Here is a 16,329-nt window from a genome sequence, read left to right as displayed (position 1 = left end):
CGCGGGGCGTGCGCCCCCCGCCATCCGCCTCCGGTCCGGGCGTGACGGCCCTGGTCGGTGTCGGTACCGTCGCGTACGGTGAAGTACACCTTTCGAGACCTGACGAACAGGAGACCCCGGTGCCGGTGCTTCCTGGAGCCGAGCCCTACCGCCACGAAGGCGGAGAGACCGGTGTCCTCCTCTGTCATGGATTCACCGGATCGCCGCAGTCACTGCGTCCCTGGGCGGAGTATCTGGCCGACCGGGGACTGACCGTCTCGCTGCCGCTGCTTCCGGGGCACGGCACACGCTGGCAGGACATGCAGGTCACCGGCTGGCAGGACTGGTACGCGGAGGTGGACAGGGAGCTGCGCGCCCTGCTCGACCGGTGCGAGCGGGTCTTCGTCCTCGGCCTCTCGATGGGCGGCGCGCTGGCCCTGCGGCTGGCCGCCAAGCACGGCCACTCGGTGAGCGGCCTCGTCCTGGTCAATCCGCTGAACAAGATGCACGGCCTCATGCCGTACGCGCTCCCGGTCGCCCGGCATCTGGTGCGTACGACGAAGGGGGTCGCCAACGACATCGCCCTGGGCGGCTCCACCGAGCTGGGTTACGACCGGGTGCCGCTGCACTGCGCCCACTCGCTGCGGCGTTTCTGCCGGCTCGTGGACCGTGAACTGCCCCAGGTCACCCAGCCGTTGCTGCTGCTGCACAGCGCCGAGGACCATGTGGTGCGGCCCGCGGACTCGGCCCGCGTTCTCAGCCGGATCTCGTCGACGGACGTCGAGGAGGTCCTGCTGGAACAGAGCTACCACGTGGCGACGTTGGACCACGATGCGGAGCGGATCTTCGAGAAGAGCCACGCGTTCATCGGCCGCCTCGCTCCGAGCGTCGGGATGAAGGGGAGCACCACCGGTGGCTGAGAACGAGGCGGAGCGCGAACCGCAGCCGATCGACGAGGAAGCGGTGTGGGCGGCGATCGTCGCGGGGTACGGCGAGGAGCCCGCCGATCCCGCGGGCACCAAGCCCTTCAAGTCGGTGGAGGACCTCGCCCTGCTGGAGGACGGGGTCAACGCCGACAGGACCCGCGAGCCGGAGACCGGGAAGCCCGACCCGGACGCCGCGCCCGATCCGGCGAGCGGGACCGGCCGGCCGCTGGGCAGCTCGGTCGTCTTCGCCCCGGGCGTCGGCGGCCCACGCGATCACAGCCTGGCGCAGCCGTCCGATGACGACCTGGACGCTTCCGACGAGGGCCACTTCGTCCAGCCCGACCCGGATCTTCCCGAGGCGGATGTCACGGCGAAGTTCGCGTGGCTGGCCGTCGTGGGCGGGCCGGTGCTGCTGATCCTCGCCGTGGTACTGGGCTGGGACATGACGTGGTGGCTCGCGACCCTCGGTATCGGCGGGTTCCTCGGCGGGTTCGCGGCGCTGGTGATGCGGATGGGGCCGGGGGACGACGACGAGGACGATCCCGGCCGGGGCGCCGTGGTCTAGTGCCTCGGCACTAGACCTGTCCAGCGTGATCGGGCCGAACCTGATCCGGTCGCCTCAAGCTCCGGCCGTGCCGGTCCGCACCCGGAGGGCCGCCAGCACCGGGAGATGGTCGGACGCCGCCCGGAGGTCCGCCTGCGGGATGTCCGTCGGCACCCCGCACCCCAGCACCTCGACCTCCGGCGTCGCGAACACCGCGTCGATCCGCCGGTCCGGGTCCGCCGCCGGGTAGGTGTGCTCGCCGCCCCACGGCTTCACCGCCCGGCAGTCCTGGAGTTCCGCCGCCAGCCGCCGGAAACTCCGGCCGTCCGGGCGGTCGTTGAGGTCTCCGCCGACGACCGCGTGCGGGACGTCCATCGAGCCGAGCCGGTCGAGCAGCAGCCCCGCCTGCGTATGGCGCTCAGCGGGCTGCAGGCTCAGATGGCAGTTGAGCACACCGAGCCGGGCGCCCCCGATACGGACCACAGCGGTCGCGAACCCTCGCTGGTGCAACCCCGGGGTGCGCGGCAGGAGTACGTCCTCGCTGCGCTCCACGGTGGCGCGCAGCGAACAGAGCAGCAGCGGGCCGGCCGCGGGGGCTCCGCCGCCGAGTGTCACCAGGTCGGTACCGGCCGCGAGCCGGGCCGCGGCCTTGCGCCAGCGGAAGAAGCGCGGGGCCTCCTGGATGAGGACCAGATCCGGGTCGCAGGCGCGGATCACCCGGGTCAGCGCCGCGCGGTCGTCGCGCATCGAGCGGATGTTGTAGCTGAGCACCCGGATTACGGCCGAGCCGCTCTCCGTACGGGATTCGGGCAGCGTAGTGATGGCCATGGGCGACACCCTACGACGGCGGACAGCGACGGCGCCTGCCGCACCCCGGGGTGCGGCAGGCGCCGGTCCGGCTGCTCGGGTCAGCCCTGGCGTGCCAGGTCCGCGGCACCCACCAGGCCTGCCTCGCCGCCCAGTTGGGCCGCGAGGACCTGGGCGTGCGGGCGCCACGCGCCGCCGATCAGCCAGCGCCGGAACGACTTGCGGATCGGGTCGAGGACCAGTTCGCCCTCGTCCGACACACCACCGCCGACGATGAAGGCCGAAGGGTCGAAGAGCGAGGCCAGATCGGCCAGTCCGGCTCCGGCCCAGCGGGCCAGCTCGCGGAACGAGTCGATCGCCACCGGGTCGCCCTGGCGGGCGGCTTCGCTGATGTGCTTGCCCTGGATGCCGCCCGGTGTGCCGTCGCCGAGGCCGAGCAGCACCCCCGCGTTGTCCGGGGTGGCGTTGGCGCGCTGCGTCGCGTACCTGACGAGGGCCCGGCCCGACGCGTACTGCTCCCAGCAGCCCTGGCTGCCGCAGCCGCACAGCAGCCCGTCCGGGACGACCCGGATGTGGCCGAACTCGGCGGCCACGCCGAACCGCCCGCGGCGCAGCTTGTTGCCGATGATGATGCCGCCGCCGAGACCGGTGCCGATGGTGATGCAGATGACGTCCTCGTGCCCCTTGCCCGCACCGAACTTGTACTCGCCCCAGGCGGCCGCGTTGGCGTCGTTCTCCACGACCACGGGCAGGCCGATGCGCTGCTCGACCTTGTCCTTGAGCGGCTCGTGCCGCCAGTTGATGTTCGGCGCGAAGAGGACGGTCGCACGCTTGTCGTCCACGTAACCGGCGGCCCCGATGCCGACCGCCTCGATCTCGTGTCCCTTGCCGGCCTCGGAGACTGCCGCGCAGATAGCGTCGACGATGCCTTCGGCGGTCGGCGGGGTGGGCACCCTGTGCACATCGAGAATGGCGCCCTCTTCGTCGACCACTCCGGCCGCGATCTTCGTGCCGCCGATGTCGACGCCGATGGTGAGTCCCATGAGTCCCTCAGTTTTCGGTCGAGCCCCGCTGAGGGGCAACCGTACCCGAGGGCCGCAGGGGCAGGGTGATCAGTCCAGGTCGATGCGCTCGGCCGGGCCGGGGCCCTCGTCGCCGCCGTCGTCCTTGCCCGCTTCCCGGCCCTCGGCCGTCTCCCGGCCCGCAGTCCACCGCTGCTCCTGCTTCTCCACCGCCGAACGGTAGGCGGCGAGGAGTTCACCACCGGCGGCGGCCAGGTGGTCGAAGACATCCGGGTTGCGCTCGACGACCGGCTCGACCACGGACTTCGCCTGGCTGAGGAACTGCTGGACGGCGCCCTGGGCGGCCATCCCGGGGATCGACGACTGGAAGTCGGACACCTTGTCGGCGACCGCCTCGAAGAGCTTCTTGAGCTCGTCGGCGGCCGATCCCTCGGCGCTCCCGTACTGGGCGCGACGGCGGGCCTTCTCCGCTGCGAGGTCCTCGGCGCAGGCCTTCGCCCAGGCGTCCGAGTCGGTGTCGGGCTGCTCGGTGGCTTCGCTCATGGCGGACTCCTGCGACGGATACGGGTGTACTTCGGACCGTACTTACGACGTTACCCGAACGGTCCTGCGGTGTTCACCGGCCCGGCCGGCGGCGCTGTGGCCCGCCCGGCCGCCATCTCCGGTTCTCCCGGCTCTCCGGCCCGCCCGGTCAACGGCCCTGCGGCCACAGCCGCGGATCCGGCGCGAACCGGATGCCCAGCACCCCGTCCGTGAGACCCGCGCCCTCGACCGTGCAGCGGCGGAGAGCCGACGGCAGAGTGACGGTCCTGCGGAACGGTCCTGCGGTGAGCAGCAGCTCGTCCCCGCGCCTGACCAGGCCCAGCTCCTCCTTGACCGCGCCGGGCAGCGGCAGCCGCCAGACCAGGACGCCGTCGTCGGCGAGCCGGTCCTCGACGTTCCACTCCGGGGCTGCCGCGCGGCGGGCAGCCGGGCGCGCCAGTGGGGCCAGCTCGTCGGCGGTACGCGGCGCGCGGCCCAGATGGGGCAGTTCCGCCACATCCAGGTCGCCGAAACAGGCCGACAGCTCCTTGAGGTGCTCCTGCTGCTCTGCCGCGAGCGCGGCGAGCCAGGGGTCCCGGGAGCCGGTTGGCAGCAGCCGGTTCGCGACGACCAGGTCCACGGTGCGGCGGTGCAGGGCGATCCCGGTACGGGCGGTGCGCAGCGCCCGGGTCGAGGCGGGCCCCGGCTCGGCCACCAGCCGTACGGTGGTGTCCGGGTCGTCGATCCTGGCCTGGACCGCGGCCAGTTCGTCCTCCCACCGGGCGGCCGTCCCGTACAGCCACTGCGCGGGCATCGGAACGCCCGCGATCTGGGCCAGCATCGGGCGCAGCGCGCGGGCCGCCTGCCGTTCGGGCGGCAGCAGCCGGCGCAGATAGCGGCGGAGCTGCTCCGGGAGGGCGAGGACGGCCAGGGCTTCCTGGACGGGCGGCATGTCGACGACGGTCAGGTCCCACTCGGCGCTGTCGGCGGTGCGCAGCGCGTGGAGCAGCGCGAACTGCCCGGCGCCCGGCAGCTCGGTCAGCTCCTCCTCTTCCAGCCTGGCCGCGCCGAGCAGTTCCAGGGCGGCCGTGCCGCGTTCCTGGAGAGCCAGCAGTTCGGTACGGAAGTGTGCGCCGGAGTCGATCCGTTCGGCCCGCACCCCCGCGTCGCGGGCGGCGGACAGGCTCTCGCCGGGGTCGGGGTCGGTGGAGAGCAGCAGGACCCGTTCGCCTTCGCGGGCGGCCGTCAGTGCGGTGGCCGCCGCGACGGTGGTGCGGCCCGCGCCGCCGGTGCCGGTGACGAGGACCGTACGCATCGGGCGTCAGCCCTCGGGCTGCGCTGCGGCACCGGACTCGACCCGCTTCTTCAGGCCGGCCAGGGCGCGGTCGATGATGACCTTCTCGGCCTTGCGCTTGATCATCCCGAGCATCGGGATCTTGACGTCGACGGTCAGCCGGTAGGTGACCTCGGTGGCGTCGCCGGCAGCGGCGAGGAGGTACGTGCCGTCGAGGGCGCGGAGCATCTGCGACTTGACCAGCGTCCAGCTGACCTCGTTGGCGCCGGTCCAGGTGTACGCGAGGGTGTGGTCGTCCTTGATCGCGCCGGCGTCGAGCACCAGCCTGACCTGCTCGGCGCGGCCCTCGGCGTCGGTGGAGAGCACTTCGGCTTCCTTGACCTCGCCGGTCCACTCCGGGTAGCGGGCGAAGTCGGCGATCACGCCCATGACGTCGGCCGGTGCGGCCTCGATCGTGATGCTTGAGCTGGTGTGTTCAGCCATCGCCGTGGCTCCTCCAGTGCGGAATCCGGTGTGCATGCGCTGTGAAGGCTATCGCGTGCGCACCGGCCCGCCGACCGCTACCACTCCATGACCCAGGGCCGCGAGGTCGAAGCGAAGTGGCCGACGTTCACGCACTCGGTCCGGCCGACGCGGACCCGGCGGGACAGCGGCTGGTGGACATGGCCGAAGAGCGCGTACTTGGGCCGGATGCGCTGGATGGCGGCGAGCAGGGCGCGGCTGCCCCGCTCGAAACGGCGGGCCACCGTGTCGTACACCAGCTCCGGGACCTCGGGCGGGATGTGTGAGCAGAGCACGTCGACGTCCCCGAGCGCCTCGATCTTGGCCGCGTACTCCTCGTCGCTGACCTCGTAGGGCGTACGCATCGGGGTCCTGAGGCCGCCGCCCACGAAGCCGAAGACGCGGCCGCCGATCTCGACGCGCTCGCCGTCCAGGACGGCTGTACCGGGGCGGGCGTACTCGTGCCAGAGCGGCGGGATGTCGACATTGCCGTAGGTCGCGTACGTCGGAGTGGGGAAGGCCGCGAACATGTCGGCGTACTGGCTGCGCACCGCCGTCTCGATCGCGGTGTCACGGTCCACCCCGCTCCAGAGCCTGCGGCCGAGGTCCCGCGCCTCGTCGAAACGGCGCGCGGTGCGCAGCTCAACGATGCGGTCGGCGTTCTCGACTCCGAAGAGGTCGGGGAAGATGCCGCGGGAGTGGTCGGCGTAGTCCAGGAAGAGGACCAGGTCGCCGAGGCAGATCAGGGCGTCGGCCCCGTCGCCGGCCCTCGCGAGACCGCTGGTGTTGCCATGGACGTCACTGACCACATGCACGCGCATGGAGATCACCCTAGGACTCACGGGCACAACATGGATAGAGGGTGCCGGACCTGCGAATACCGCCGCCGTCCGACGTGCGTGGACTACTCTGCGCGAAGCACAGCGGTGTCGTGTGACGCATGGAACATCTGGCCGGACCCCCCTATCGGGAACCGTGTACCCATGGGTAACGTCCGGGCGGTCAGGTCCAGTCGTGGCGACAGCGATGTCGACCAGAGGAGCAGCAGTCTTGCGTGAGTTCAGCCTTCCGGCGCTGTACGAGGTCCCATCGGACGGCAATCTGACGGATCTGATCCGCCGCAACGCCGCTCAGCATCCCGATGCCGCGGTGATGGGCCGCAAGGTGGCCGGCGCCTGGACCGATGTCACCGCCGCCCGGTTCCTCACCGAGGTCCAGGACGCTGCGAAGGGCCTGATCGCCGCGGGTGTGCGGCCCGGGGACCGGGTCGCGCTGATGTCCCGCACCCGGTACGAGTGGGTGCAGCTGGACTTCGCGATCTGGAGCGCGGGCGCGATCACCGTGCCGGTGTACGAGACCAGTTCGGCCGAGCAGGTGCAGTGGATACTCGGCGACTCCGGCGCGGTCGCGGTGCTCGTGGAGAGCGACGCGCACGCCGCGACCGTCGAGGCCGTACGCCACTCGCTGCCCTCCCTGGAGCACGTCTGGCAGATCGACCGGGGCGCCGTCGAGGAGCTCAGGGCGAGTGGCGCCGAGGTAACGGACGCGACCGTGGACGAGCGCAGCTCGCGGGCGCGGGCCGACGACCCGGCCACCATCGTCTACACCTCGGGGACCACCGGCCGCCCCAAGGGCTGTGTGCTGACCCACCGCAGCTTCTTCGCCGAGTGCGGCAACATCGTGGAGCGGCTGAAGCCCCTGTTCCGTACCGGCGAGTGCTCGGTGCTGCTCTTCCTGCCCGCCGCGCATGTCTTCGGCCGGCTGGTCGAGGTCTCGTCCGTGATGGCGCCGATCAAGATCGGCTGCGTACCGGACATCAAGCACCTCACGGATGAACTGGCCTCCTTCAGGCCGACGTTGATCCTGGGCGTGCCCCGGGTCTTCGAGAAGGTCTACAACTCGGCGCGTGCCAAGGCGCAGGCCGACGGCAAGGGAAAGATCTTCGACAAGGCCGCGAACACCGCCATCGCCTACAGCCGCTCACTCGGCACCCCGCAGGGCCCGTCCGCCGGGCTGCGGATCAAGCACAAGGTCTTCGACCGGCTGGTCTTCAGCAAGCTGCGGGCGGTACTGGGCGGACGCGGTGAGTACGCGATCTCCGGCGGCGCGCCGCTGGGCGAGCGGCTCGGCCACTTCTACCGGGGCATCGGCTTCACGGTGCTGGAGGGCTACGGCCTCACCGAGTCCTGTGCGGCGACCGCCTTCAACCCGTGGGACCGGCAGAAGATCGGCACGGTCGGCCAGCCGCTGCCCGGTTCGGTCGTACGGATAGCGGACGACGGCGAGGTGCTGCTGCACGGCGAGCACCTGTTCAGCGGCTACTGGAACAACGAGACGGCGACGGCCGACGCGCTGGCTGACGGCTGGTTCCACACCGGTGACATCGGCACGCTGGACGAGGACGGCTATCTCGCGATCACTGGCCGCAAGAAGGAGATCATCGTCACCGCGGGCGGGAAGAACGTCGCCCCCGCGGTGATCGAGGACCGTATCCGTGCGCATGCCCTGGTCGCCGAGTGCATGGTGGTCGGCGACGGACGGCCGTTCATCGGCGCGCTGGTCACGCTGGACGAGGAGTTCCTGGCGCGGTGGGCCGAGGAGACCGGCAAGCCGGTGGCGTCCACCGCCCTGTCGCTGCGCGAGGACCCGGAGCTGCTCGCCGAGATCCAGCGGGCGGTCGACGACGGCAACGCGGCGGTCTCCAAGGCCGAGTCCGTCCGCAAGTTCCGGATCCTGCCCACACAGCTCACCGAGGAGGCGGGGCACATCACACCGTCTCTGAAGCTCAAGCGCGCGGTGGTGGCGAAGGACTTCGCCGACGAGATCGAATCGATCTACCGGGCTGACCTGGGCTGACCTGGTACGCAAGCAGAACCGGGTGAGGGCCGCGCGGGCCCTCACCCGGTTTGCGTTTCCGTCAGGGCAGCTCCCTCAGAGCAGTTCCCTGAGCTTCTCGGCGAGCAGGTCCCAGCGCCACTTCTCCTCGACCCACTCCCGGCCGCGCTCGCCCATCCGCCGCCGCAGCCCTGGGTCCTGGAGCAGCGTGACGATCCGGTCCGCCGCGTCATCGGCCGAGCCGCCCCGCACCACCCAGCCGGTCTCACCGTCGAGCACCGCGTCGGGCGCACCGCCCGAATCGCCCGCCACCACCGGCAGCCCGGTCGCGGACGCCTCCAGATAGACGATGCCGAGCCCCTCCACGTCGAGCCCGCCCCTGCGGGTGCGGCACGGCATGGCGAAGACGTCGCCCGCCCCGAAGTGCGCGGGCAGCTCCGCCCAGGGCACCGGCCCGGTGAAGCGCACCGAGTCCGCGACGCCCGTCCGTGCCGCCAGCTTCTCCAGGTCACCTGCGTACGGTCCGCCGCCCACGATCAGCAGCACCGCGTCCGGCACCTCCCGCAGGATCCGGGGCATCGCCAGGATCAGGGTGTCCTGTCCCTTGCGCGGGACGAGCCGGGATACGCACACCACCACCGGCCGGTCCGTGAGCCCGAGCCGGGCGCGTACCTCCGCACCGCCCGAGCCGGGGTTGAAGGTCTTCTCGTCGACACCGGGCGGCAGTTGGACCATCCGGCCCGCGGCCGCCGGGGTGAGTGCGGCGGCGATCCGCGAGCGGGTGTACTCGCCGAGGTAGGTCACAGTGTCCAGACCTTCACCGATGCGCCGCAGCAGCCGCCGCGACCCGGGCAGCTGCGCCCAGCCCGCCTCGTGGCCGTGCGTGGTGGCGACGAGCCGTTCGGCACCGGCCGCCCGCAGCGCGGGAGCCATCAGGCCGAGCGGGGCCGCCGCCCCGAACCACACCGACGTACAGCCGTGTTCGCGCAGCAGCCCGCTCGCCCTCGCCGTGACGCGCGGGGTGGGCAGGAGCATCGTGGTCCGGTCGCGTACGACCGTGAACGGCTGCTCCGCGTCGAACGCGGCGGTGGCCGCCGCTCCCTCGGCTCCGTGCTTCCACGTGGAGGCGTAGACGACGAGCTTCCCGGGGTCCAGACGCAGCGCCATGTTGTGCAGGAACGCCTGGATACCGCCGGGGCGCGGCGGGAAGTCATTGGTCACGATCAACGTCTTGTGCATCGCCGCCGACAGTACCCAACGGCCCTGCCTCACCGCTCCCGCGCGTCCTCGCACGGCATCATGACCCCGATGTCGGAGCACACCACGGCGCAGGCCGTCACAGCGGACGGGGCGGTCATGCGGGGCGTACGCGGCGCGGCGCTTCCCGTCGTGGTCTGGGCCGCGACCAGGGCCCTGCTGATGCTCTGCGTGTTCAAGGTACTGGTCCTGCCGGGGGCCGATGTCACCGTCGACGTTTCGGGGATCTACCACGGCTGGTACGAGGTGCTGCGGACCGGCACCTTCCCGCTCTCCGACGTGACCTGGCAGTACCCCCCCGGGGCGGCACTCGCGGTCCTCTCCCCCGCCCTCCTGCCGTTCCTCGGCTACGCACCGGCCTTCTTCGTGCTGACTCTCATCGCCGACGCGGGGGTACTCGGTCTGCTGCTGTACTCGGCGGGCCGGCCCGGCAGGCGGCCGGCCGGTGTCTGGGTGTGGGTGGCGGGCCTGCCGCTGCTCGGCCCGACGGCGTACGCCAGGTACGACCTGATGGTGACCGCCGTCGCGGTGGCCGCGCTGCTGGCAGGGGCCCGCCGTCCGCGCACCATGGGCGCGCTGGCCGCGTTCGGCGCCCTGCTCAAGGTCTGGCCCGCACTGCTGCTCGCGGGCGTGCGGTGCGGCCGTACGGCACGCTGGTCCTGGTCGGCATTCGCCGCGACGGCGGCGGGCCTGCTGCTGCTCGCCGGTACGGCGGTGCCCGGTGCCTTCGCCTTTCTCACCTTCCAGCGCGAGCGGGGCACCGAGGTCGAGTCGCTGGGCGGTCTGGTCTTCCAGGTGGCCCGGCAGTTCGGCTGGCAGGGACAGGTGCTGCTCACCTACGGCTCGGTGGAGTTCGTCGGACCGTACGTCCACCTGGTGAGCGCCGTCGCGCTGGGGCTCACCGCCGCGGCCTTCGGCTGGCTGCTGCTGTGGCGGCTGCGGGCCAGGGAGTACGCACCGGCGACGCCGTGCGACGCGGCGTTCACCGCGGTGTTGCTCTTCACCACGACGAGCCGGGTGATCAGCCCCCAGTACCTGGTGTGGCTGGTCGGTATCGGCGCCGTCTGCCTGGTCTTCCGTACCAGCGCGATGCCGCTCCCGGTCCTGCTGGCGGTGGTCGCCACGGCCGTGACCTTCCTGGAGTTCCCGCTCGGGTTCGATCGGGTGGTGGCCGGGGACGCGGTCGGGGTTGTGCTGATGTTCGTACGGAACGGCCTGCTGGTCGCGGCCTCGCTGACCGCGGCCCGCGCGCTGTGGCGGCACACGGTCCCGCGGCGCGGGCGGACGGCGCCGGACGGAGCTGCCACCAGGTCCGAGGACACCGCAGCCGCCGAGGACGCCGGGGCCGCCGCAGCGGCCGGAGGCGGGGCAGACACCGGAGACACCGACGCGGGCCGTGAGCCGCTCAGTCCAGCTGCGCCCTGAGGTACTCGCGCCACCGCGCCGTGAAGGCGTCCGGATCCGTACCGAGCACGTCGTTCATCGCCTTCTCCACCCCGCCGCCGCTCTGCCCGTGCGCCCCGACCGCCCGGTAGAAGTCCGTCAGTTTCTGCTCGCCCCAGTGCTCGGCGATCAGCCGGCAGGCCAGCCAGCCGCCCTCGTACGCCCGCGCCAGCCGGTCGGCGCTGTCGCTGAAACCGAAGTCGGCGTCGGTGGGCAGGGTCGCGGGCAGCGACCCTGCCCGCACCGCCCGCTGGAGTTCCGGTGCGGCCTCCCGCGGGCTGGTGCCGGTGCCCCGGTAGGCGACCCAGTCGGCGAACCCCTCGGAGAGCCAGAGCGGGGTGGCCGCGGACGTCGCGGTGCGGGTGGCGACATGGGTGGTCTCGTGGGTGATGACCACCTGCCGGCCCGACTGGCCAAGCTGGGCGTACGCCTCGGGGTTGACGATGACCCGGTCGGCGGGCGCGGCCCCGGCGCCGCCCGCCTCGCCGGTGGTGACGGCCGCGATGCCCCGGTAGGTGGCGGCCGGCGAACCGAGCAAGGCGCCCATCGCGTCCAGCGAGGACGGCACCAGCACCACCACCCGCCCTGCCCACTCGCGGTGCCACGCCTTGTCGACGGCGGGGACGGCCCGGTCCGCGACGTCGGCCACCTGCCGGAGCAGTCCGCTGGAACCGCCGACACCGAGCACCAGGCTGTGCCTGCCGCGTACGGTGCGCACCCGGCCCTGCTGCCAGAGCTGCTGCCCGGTGCCGGTGGCGGGGCTGTCGTCGTCCAGGTACCAGCGGCCGTCGCGCTCCACCATCCTGAGCGTGCGCCGGGCCGCCACCGGCGCACTGTCGTAACCGGTGATCCGGTACCGCAGCTCGGCCCGTGCGGTGGCGGTGGCGCCGTCCAGCCGTACGTCATCGAGCCGGTACTGCCAGGAACTCAGCGGTACGGAGGCCAGGTTGCGGAACTCCGCGCGCTGCGCCGTCCGCAGCCCCTTCGCCCGCGGGTCGACGACGGACAGATAGCCGCTCTCGTCATGGCCGACGACGGCGGCGGCCCGCCGGTCGAGAGTCCGGCGGATGTCGCGCTCCGCCGTGCCGGACGAGCCGGGTCCTGAAGGACCGCCGCAGGCGGGGAGCAGCAGGCAGAGGGCGAGCGCGCAGCCGAAGGCCCGCTTCCGTCCCGTCCTGCTCCCCCGCCCTGTCACGCCGCTGATCGTACGTGCCCGGGCGGACGGGCCCGACGGCCGCCCGGCACGGGTCAGACCCGGGTCACCGAGGAGACGGGCATCATCCCGACCGGGTCGTAGCGGACCCTGGCGCCGGGATACGGGGCGTGCAGCACCTGGCCGTTGCCCATGTACATCGCGACATGACTGGCGTCACTGCGGTACACCACGAGGTCGCCGGGCTGCGCCTGGGAGAGCGGGATCCGACGGCCCGCGTACCGCTGCTCCTGCGAGGTGCGCGGCAGGGAGACGCCCGCGTGCGCGTACGCCCACTGCATCAGCCCCGAACAGTCGAAGCCCGAGGGGCCGTTGGCGCCCCACACATACGGCCTGCCGAGCGCGCTGCGGGCCGCGGCCACTGCGGCTGCGGCCCGGCCGGAGACCGGCAGCGCGCCGAGCACGGGCAGTGCGCCCCGGTCCGAGCGCGAGACCTGGTCGTACTGTGCGCGCTGCTGGGCGGGCAGCGCGTCGAGCAGCCGGCGCGCGCGGGCGAGCTTGCCCTCGACGGTGCGCTTGTGGCGGGCGACCTCGGCGCGGCTGCTGCGGAGTTCGGCGAGTCTTCGGGTCGCGTCGGCGCGCCGCTGTGTCAGCGCGCGCTGGGCCTGCTGGATGCGGTGCAGTTCACCCGCCTGGACAGCGCCGAACTGCGCCAGGGCAGCAGCCTTGTCGAGATACGAGCCGGGGTCCGACGAGAGCAGCAGGGCGAGCGAGGGGTCGATGGCACCCGCGCGGTACTGGGCCCCTGCCAGCGCGCCGAGCGCCCCGCGCATCCGGTTGAGCCGTTCCTGGCCGCGTGCGACGCCGTCCTGGGCCTCGGTGACCTGATGGCGCAGCCGCTGGGCCTGCTCGTCGGCCTTGTCGTACTGCTGGGTGGCCCGCTCGGCCTGCGCGTACAGCCCGTCGACCTCGCTCTTGGCGGCCGTCGCCGACTCGTGCGGCTCGGCGCCCGCCTGCGCGGCCCCGAGGCCTGCTCCGGCCGTCGCCAGCGCGGCGGACAGCACGATGATCCGGGTACTCCGGGCGAGGCCGGACTGCGTTGCACGGCGATGGGACACCACAGGAGCCGCACTCCTTCCGCTGCGTGCGGTCCCTGCCGCCCCGATAGGCGGACGAGTTGCCGGGCACCGCACGCCGGAGAGTAGCCGCGCGACCACGCTGTGGCCAAAGACCTCGCCGTGCACACAGAGTGACGCCCCGCCGGAGACCACAAGGTCACCGACAGGGCGGGGAGTCAGCTCACAGCACCGTAATTCGCCCGATCGGGCGGTGTGGGCGGCGCCGACGGAACGGGTCCGGATCAGATGCGGACGCCGAACTGGAAGGGCATGTCGCCCATCGCCTCATACCGGACGACCGCGCCGGTGTGCGGTGCGTGCAGCACCGTGCCGTTGCCCGCGTAGATGCCGATGTGGTGCATGTCGCCGTAGAAGAGCACCAGGTCGCCCGGCTTGAGGGCGCTCTGCGAGTAGATGCGCTGACCGGCGTTGGCCTGGGCCTGGGAGGTGCGCGGGATCGTGACACCGGCCTGTGCGTACGCCCAGGACGTCAGCCCGGAGCAGTCGAAGGAGGCGGGTCCGGTGGCGCCGTACACGTACGGCTTGCCCAGCTGGGTCTTCGCCGCGTTGAGGGCGGCGGCCCCGCGGGCGGAGGCCGGCACGGAGTTGCCGAGGTCGGGACGGCTGTTGTCGCGGTTGGCGCGCTGGTTCTCCGCGGCTATCGAGGCGCGCTCGGCGGCGGTCAGGGAGCTGAGCAGCTTGCGCGCGTCGGCGAGCTTGTTCTGGACTTCCTGCTTCTTCTTGCCGAGTTCCGTGCGCGTCGACGCCAGGTCCTTGAGCTTGTCCTGCGCCTCGGCACGCTCCTGGGCGAGGGTGCGCTGCTTGGCCTGGATCTTCTTGACCGCGTCGGCCTGCTGGTTGCTCAGCTGGTCCTGCGCGGTGGCCTTGTCGAGGAAGGTGTTCGGGTCCGACGAGAGGAAGAGCTGGACCGACGGGTCGATATCGCCCGAGCGGTACTGGGCGCTCGCGATCGAACCGAGCTGGCCCCGCAGCTTGTTGAGGTCCTCCTGGCCGCGCGCGACGCTGTCCTGGAGGTCGCCGACCTCCTTCTTGAGCTTGGCCTGCTGCTCCTTGGCGCCGTCGTACTTCTGGCTGACCGCGTCGACGTCCTCGTAGAGCTTGTCGACCTTCGCCTTGACCTCACTCTTGGTCGGCTTCGGGTCTGCGTGTGCGGCCTGAGCGGTCAGGGCCACGGCTGCGGCAGCGGTCGCGGTGAGCACGGTCACGCGGGTGCGGCTCGGCTGCTTGAGTCGACGGTGGGACGCCACGGAGGCGAGCTCCTTCTTCCTCAGAGCCGCCGAACACGTAGCAAAACCGTGAGGGCTTCGGCGGTTCCTTCGCTGCCACCCCTGGATGAGTGATCGACCGCGCGAAGGTTCGAGGCCCGACCTTAGTGACCTTCTTGTGATCAGTTCAAATCCTGTTGCCAAAAATCTTGGTCACTGAGTGCATATTTTACAGACACCGCACGGGCGGTAACGGTCACTTGACGCTGTGGTGGAAACTGTCCCGCTCGAAGTCGGGCATTGTGCACAGGAGTTATCAGGCGCGCGAAAGCCTCTTCAGCAACAAGACGGACGCAACGGGCCTGGCGCCCGATCTCGCCACGCCGTCGGCGACCTCGCGGTCGGCCGACACGACCACCACAGGACGCCCGGAGGGCTCCGCCCTGACCAGCTGGCGGATCACCTCGTCCGCGGTCACCCCGGGCTTGCTGAACAGCACCCGTACGCCGCGCGGCGGCGCGAGCAGCACCGGCGCCGCGAGCTCGGCCCCGTCGAAGACACAGGTCATCTCGGCGCCGGTCTGCGCGGCGAGCATCGAGAGACCACCGAGCAGGCGCAGCCGCTGCTTCTCCAGCGGCAGTTGCGGATAGCCGGTCTTGGTGACGTTGTAGCCGTCCACCACCAGATGGGCCTGCGGCAGCGAGAGCAGCTGGTCAAGCAGGGCCGGGTCGGTGTCCGAAAGGGCCCTGGCCGCGATGTCCTTGGGCGAGAGCCGGCCGGGCTCGACCGCGTCGACGGAGTCGGCGGGGCGCGTGGTCACCGGCGGCAGGGCCAGTTCGCGCCGCAGCCCCTGGGCCGCGTCGAGCACCGTGTCGAGCAGCAGCCGCAGCCGCATGTCCTCGACCGAACGCCCCTCGCGTACGGCCCGGCGGCCGGCCTCGACCGCCGCCTCGGCCTCACCGAGCCGCGCCTTCAGCCGCCGCGACTCGCTCTCCGCCGCCGCGACCCGGGCCGTGGCGTCGGATCTGACCGTGTCGATCTCGGAGCCGGAGCGGCGCAGCGCCGCCTCGCCGCGCTTCACATCGCTCTGCGCGCTGCGCAGCTTGCGCTGAAGCGATTCAGCTTCCTTGCGGGCCGCGTCCAGCTCCGTACGCAGCCGCTCGTTCTCGGTCCTGGTCTGCGCCCGCGCGTCGGCCAGCTCTGCCCGCAGCCGCTCCAGCTCGTGCTGGACCGCCTCGTCGGCGCGCTCGGCGACCACACGCTGGGCCTCCTCGCCCGCGGCGGCGACGAGCTTCACCCAGCCGGGCGGGCGCAGTACGTAGGCGGCCGCCGCCACATCCACCGGGTCGGCGGCCGCGGGCGGTGAACCGGCTTCGAGCGCCCCGGTCAGTTCGGGCTGGGACTCCTTCAGCCGCTCGCCGATCCGCCGGCGGAACAGCGCGTCGGCCGCCAGGGCCGCGGCCATCGCGTTGCCCGCGAACTTGGCGCGCCTGGTCGGGGTGAACCGGGCGTACTGCCGCAGCTGGGCCGGGAGTTCAGGGACGGTCAGCCCGCCGAAGGCGTCGGAGACGAGCGCGACAACGCGCCGCCGTACCGCTTCGGGCAGCGGACGGTCGAGCGCCTCCGCGGCGTCGCCGGCCGCGTCGGCCGGCTCCGCACCGCGTTCGGACTCCACCATCCGTCACCCCACTGTCACTCTTCA

The 16,329-nt window shown here is 72.1% G+C and carries 15 protein-coding genes; 4 read left to right on the top strand and 11 right to left on the bottom strand.

Annotated features, from left to right (window positions below; translation table 11 throughout):
* Positions 1-119 precede the first annotated feature (119 nt).
* Positions 120-899 carry an alpha/beta hydrolase gene (locus OG452_RS26730; protein ID WP_327299791.1) on the top strand — a complete coding sequence of 260 codons (780 nt, stop codon included), beginning with the start codon at positions 120-122 and terminating at the stop codon, positions 897-899.
* On the top strand, positions 892-1,470 hold the full coding sequence (locus tag OG452_RS26725) for a hypothetical protein (RefSeq protein WP_327298116.1): 579 nt from the start codon (positions 892-894) through the stop codon (positions 1,468-1,470). Before OG452_RS26730 ends, OG452_RS26725 begins: the two co-directional genes overlap by 8 nt.
* Before the next feature lie 54 nt (positions 1,471-1,524).
* Here OG452_RS26725 and OG452_RS26720 read toward each other — a convergent pair whose 3' ends face one another.
* The 6 genes from OG452_RS26720 to OG452_RS26695 all read right to left on the bottom strand — a co-directional run bounded on the left by OG452_RS26720 (position 1,525) and on the right by OG452_RS26695 (position 6,416).
* Positions 1,525-2,277, bottom strand: coding sequence for an endonuclease/exonuclease/phosphatase family protein (locus OG452_RS26720; RefSeq protein WP_327298115.1), 753 nt, complete (start codon positions 2,275-2,277; stop codon positions 1,525-1,527).
* A gap of 80 nt (positions 2,278-2,357) precedes the next feature.
* Positions 2,358-3,299, bottom strand: a complete 942-nt coding sequence (locus OG452_RS26715) for an ROK family glucokinase (protein ID WP_327298114.1) — start codon at positions 3,297-3,299, stop codon at positions 2,358-2,360.
* Positions 3,300-3,368: 69 nt separating this feature from the next.
* Positions 3,369-3,821, bottom strand: a complete 453-nt coding sequence (locus tag OG452_RS26710; protein WP_327298113.1) for a DUF5304 domain-containing protein — start codon at positions 3,819-3,821, stop codon at positions 3,369-3,371.
* 148 nt (positions 3,822-3,969) lie between these two features.
* Positions 3,970-5,115 carry an ArsA family ATPase gene (locus OG452_RS26705; protein ID WP_327298112.1) on the bottom strand — a complete coding sequence of 382 codons (1,146 nt, stop codon included), beginning with the start codon at positions 5,113-5,115 and terminating at the stop codon, positions 3,970-3,972.
* A gap of 6 nt (positions 5,116-5,121) precedes the next feature.
* Complete coding sequence (locus OG452_RS26700; RefSeq protein ID WP_327298111.1) at positions 5,122-5,577, bottom strand: SRPBCC family protein; 456 nt, start codon at positions 5,575-5,577, stop codon at positions 5,122-5,124.
* Positions 5,578-5,654: 77 nt separating this feature from the next.
* A complete protein-coding gene (locus OG452_RS26695) occupies positions 5,655-6,416 on the bottom strand; it encodes a metallophosphoesterase family protein (protein ID WP_327298110.1) in 762 nt (253 codons plus the stop codon).
* 229 nt (positions 6,417-6,645) lie between these two features.
* Between OG452_RS26695 and OG452_RS26690 the strand changes: the two genes are divergently transcribed.
* Positions 6,646-8,451, top strand: coding sequence for an AMP-dependent synthetase/ligase (locus tag OG452_RS26690; protein WP_327298109.1), 1,806 nt, complete (start codon positions 6,646-6,648; stop codon positions 8,449-8,451).
* A 75-nt stretch (positions 8,452-8,526) separates the two neighbouring features.
* Here the strand turns inward: OG452_RS26690 and OG452_RS26685 are convergent, their stop codons facing one another.
* Positions 8,527-9,669 carry a glycosyltransferase family 4 protein gene (locus OG452_RS26685; protein WP_327298108.1) on the bottom strand — a complete coding sequence of 381 codons (1,143 nt, stop codon included), beginning with the start codon at positions 9,667-9,669 and terminating at the stop codon, positions 8,527-8,529.
* Between the two features lie 117 nt (positions 9,670-9,786).
* On the opposite strand from OG452_RS26685, the gene OG452_RS26680 reads away from it, so the two are divergent.
* On the top strand, positions 9,787-11,112 hold the full coding sequence (locus tag OG452_RS26680; RefSeq protein ID WP_327299790.1) for a glycosyltransferase 87 family protein: 1,326 nt from the start codon (positions 9,787-9,789) through the stop codon (positions 11,110-11,112).
* On the opposite strand, the gene OG452_RS26675 is transcribed toward OG452_RS26680, so the two are convergent.
* From OG452_RS26675 to OG452_RS26660, 4 genes are all read right to left on the bottom strand, one after another.
* Positions 11,093-12,325, bottom strand: coding sequence for a hypothetical protein (locus OG452_RS26675; protein ID WP_327298107.1), 1,233 nt, complete (start codon positions 12,323-12,325; stop codon positions 11,093-11,095). The genes OG452_RS26680 and OG452_RS26675 overlap by 20 nt on opposite strands.
* A gap of 53 nt (positions 12,326-12,378) precedes the next feature.
* Complete coding sequence (locus OG452_RS26670; RefSeq protein ID WP_327298106.1) at positions 12,379-13,404, bottom strand: C40 family peptidase; 1,026 nt, start codon at positions 13,402-13,404, stop codon at positions 12,379-12,381.
* Positions 13,405-13,643: 239 nt separating this feature from the next.
* Positions 13,644-14,669, bottom strand: coding sequence for a C40 family peptidase (locus tag OG452_RS26665; RefSeq protein ID WP_327298105.1), 1,026 nt, complete (start codon positions 14,667-14,669; stop codon positions 13,644-13,646).
* 274 nt (positions 14,670-14,943) lie between these two features.
* Positions 14,944-16,305, bottom strand: coding sequence for an NYN domain-containing protein (locus OG452_RS26660; RefSeq protein WP_327298104.1), 1,362 nt, complete (start codon positions 16,303-16,305; stop codon positions 14,944-14,946).
* Positions 16,306-16,329 lie beyond the last annotated feature (24 nt).

The sequence above is a fragment of the Streptomyces sp. NBC_01197 genome (assembly GCF_036010505.1).
Classification (GTDB): domain Bacteria; phylum Actinomycetota; class Actinomycetes; order Streptomycetales; family Streptomycetaceae; genus Streptomyces.
The sequence above is the reverse complement of the archived record's forward strand: the minus strand, read 5'-3'. Positions and strand labels throughout refer to the sequence as shown.